Origin of the sequence: Pseudoalteromonas sp. Z1A6 (assembly GCF_011378745.1) — a bacterium.
Lineage (GTDB): Bacteria > Pseudomonadota > Gammaproteobacteria > Enterobacterales > Alteromonadaceae > Pseudoalteromonas > Pseudoalteromonas arctica.
Window position 1 is genome coordinate 1 of record NZ_WTKW01000423.1, and the last position, 3,227, is coordinate 3,227.

At 40.6% G+C, this 3,227-nt stretch carries 1 protein-coding gene; it reads right to left on the bottom strand.

Annotated elements, in window-relative coordinates; genetic code table 11:
- Positions 1 to 233: 233 nt before the first annotated feature.
- Positions 234 to 3,074 carry a TonB-dependent receptor gene (locus GQR46_RS18045; protein WP_165741868.1) on the bottom strand — a complete coding sequence of 947 codons (2,841 nt, stop codon included), beginning with the start codon at positions 3,072 to 3,074 and terminating at the stop codon, positions 234 to 236.
- Between the last annotated feature and the right edge of the window lie 153 nt (positions 3,075 to 3,227).

Below are 3,227 nucleotides of genomic sequence, written 5' to 3' on the forward strand. Positions count from 1 at the left end.
CAAAGCTTCCGCGTCCTGCTCACGCCCCTTACCTACATCCATGTAGGTAACAAAGAGTTAATCGTCCCTAGAAAGAACCCTTCGGGCAGCGCATGTTTGGTATTTATGCTGCGTTATCGCCTATTTATGGGGAATAACCACACTACATAGGCTCTGCCTTGCCTAAAAACCAAACATACTGCTGCAAATTCACCCACCAATGATCAACACGCCCTAATAAGTTATTTTATTAATTATAAGCTGTAGCTTAAGTTAATGTAGCCAAAGCGGCCAATGTTATCGTAACTTGCGCTACCCGCGCTTGTACCACGTGAACCGTACGGAAGTTTACGGTTGAATACGTTATCAACACCTACTTTAACGCCTAAACCGCTATCGAAGTTATAACCAACAGTCATATCGGTAATAAAGTATTTACCGTAAGACATTTGATTACTTGGGTTAGGGTTGTTTTCAAGTTCAACATTTGTGTATAAATCGACTTCACTTAAAAAGCGTGTTTCAACTGTTGAGAAAAAGTTATCCATAACATAACTTACAGATAAGTTAGTTTGCCACTTAGCTTCACCTGTAGTACCTGCGTATTCAATGTAGTTACTAGGGTCGTCTTGGAACGGGTAATCTTTACGTTCAATTAAGTAAGTACCAATTAAGCGTGTTTTAAAGCTACCTTCAAACGCGTCAAAATCGTAACCTAGTTCAAAATCTATCCCTGATGCTTTTTGGCCAGCAACATTTAATACAGAGTTTTGAATTAAAGTAATTTCACCATTAGCATTACGTGTGATTAAGTTACAGTACTGATTGTTTATACCTGTTGCGCTATCTACACAGCGATCAAGAATGTCTTGCGCGTTAATTGTGTCAATTGCATCTTCAAGTTCAATTTCCCAGTAATCAATAGTAAGTAGCGCGTTTTCTAAAAACTCTGGTTGGTAAACAATGCCTACAGTTGTACTTGTTGACTCTTCGCCTTTTACATCGCGGTTACCACTGCTTAAACCATCTAAAGAGGCTGAATCGTAATCTGAGTTAAAGTCACTCGCTACGCCTAATGCGGCACAGTTTGCAGTACGTGTTGCACCGTTTGATAAGTCACCTAAGTTTTCAGCGCGACACGGGTCGTCTACATTGTAGAAAGTTTGGCTTGCTGCACCAAATACTTCACTAATGTTTGGCGCACGAAGTGCTGCAGATTGAGTTACACGTACACGTAGTTCATCGTTTACAGTCCAATCAAGGCCAAGTTTCCAGCTAGTTGCTTCGCCAATCGTACTGTAGTCAGCATGACGTACTGCTGTATCAAACACTAAATCTTGAATAAGCGGTAAATCAGTTAAAATTGGCATCGTCGCTTCAAAGAATACTTCGCGAACGTTAAACGAGCCCTTATCTTCGCCCAGTGCGTTAAAAAAAGTACCTTCAGCGTTATCAGGCTCTTTAGTTTCGCTTTCTTCTTTACGGTACTCAGCACCAAATGCAACACCTACATAGCCCGCTGGTAATTCAAAAATAGCGCCATTAGCGAGTGAGCCAGAAATAACTGTTTGCTTAATAGTTGAAGTGCCAACAGATACCGTATTAATGTAATCAATGGCTTGTTGAGATGGCGAACCAAACCCCATAATATTTACAGGAACACAGCCATCAGCTTGGGCTGCAGCACTACGACATACTACGTTACCATTTGTATCTTCAACGGCATCAAGTGCATTAAAGTAATTTGCTACAATCATGTTAGCGCCATTTTCGCGCTCTAGATCAGTTTGGCCGTATACTATTGAGGTATCTAATTCCCAATCATCAAATACTGTGCCTTTTAAGCCGGTAACAAAGCGCGTTGTTTCACGCGTATTGTTTTCAATGCGGCGGCCAAGGTCGGTCATCATGCGGTTAACCATGATCGAATCAACACCTTGCTCTTCCATACGTGCTTTAATGGCTGGGTCTAGGTAAGGGTTGTCGATTTTGATGCTGTTTTCATCGTCAAAGAAGAAAAACGCAGGTTGACCTATGCTTTCGCCTTGGCTATTTACGTATTTTGCATCAAAGTAAACGTTTAAGTCGTCGGTAACATCGTAGTTAACTTTAAAGTTTACGTTGTAGCGCTCAAACTCAGGTTGAATCTCTTCAAATTGACCAAGATTAAACGAATCACAGTTTGCACACGACAAGCCATCTACATTATCACCTATGTATAAGTTGCGAGCGCTGCTGTCGGCATTAAAGCTATTAGTATATCCATCTTCAAGTGCATAAACACCGGCGTTATTAATAGCGTAATAACCTGCATTAGGCGTTAAAATTTTATCAGGGAAAGCTGCGCTATCTTTGTTTGCTTCTGTTTGGGCTTGATTACGTAAACTACTAAACGAAGTGCTAGTCCATGGGTGGTCAAGTGCGTTTAATGAATCCTGGCCTGAGTACTCAATAGCAAAAGCTGCATTACCACGATCGTTATCAAAGTTAGAGCCGTATGAGAACGTCGCTTTTTCGTTGTTGTAGCTGCTTAAATCGGCAAAACCACGTGTAACGCTAAAGTCCATGCCTTCAATGTTGTCTTTTAATATAAAGTTAACAACACCTGTTACCGCATCAGCACCGTATACAGCAGATGCACCACCAGTAATTATCTCTACACGTTCAACCCATACACTTGGAATAGTGTTGGTATCTACAGATTGAGAGCCTGCAGAGCTTGATACATGACGCTTGCCATTTACAAGTACCAAAGTACGATCTGTACCCATGTTACGTAAATCAAGAATATTTAAACCCGCAGTACCAATAAACCGGCCTGAGTTAGCCATAGAATATGTATTGCCAAGTGCAGGTAAGTTATTTAGCGCTTCACCAATGTTTACTGCGCCAGTATTCATTAGCTGCTCGCCACTGATGACTGTAACAGGTGCAGGCGCAATAGCACCTTCACGTAAAATACGTGAACCCGTTACTTCAACACGTTCAATTTTTGTTGCTTGCTCATCTTGTGCAAGCACAGAATTACTTGCTGTTGCAGCAGCAGTAATTAATGCACATTTAATGCTAGTAGAAAGTAAGTTATGACGTTTCATTTGATTCCCAGAGAACATTTTTAGTAATTAAATACAATGTAGCTTTATTATGAGGGCGGCGATTATTGCATGCTGATTATTTTATTAAAAGTAGCTAACTCACTGTAAAGTAAGTAACTTGAAATAACCTGAAGAAATTTTGTTGTGTTTTTT

Coding starts and splice junctions, on each gene's coding strand:
- GQR46_RS18045 (WP_165741868.1), bottom strand. CDS start 3,074: ATGAAACGTCATAACTTACTTTCTACTAGCATTAAATGTGCATTAATT.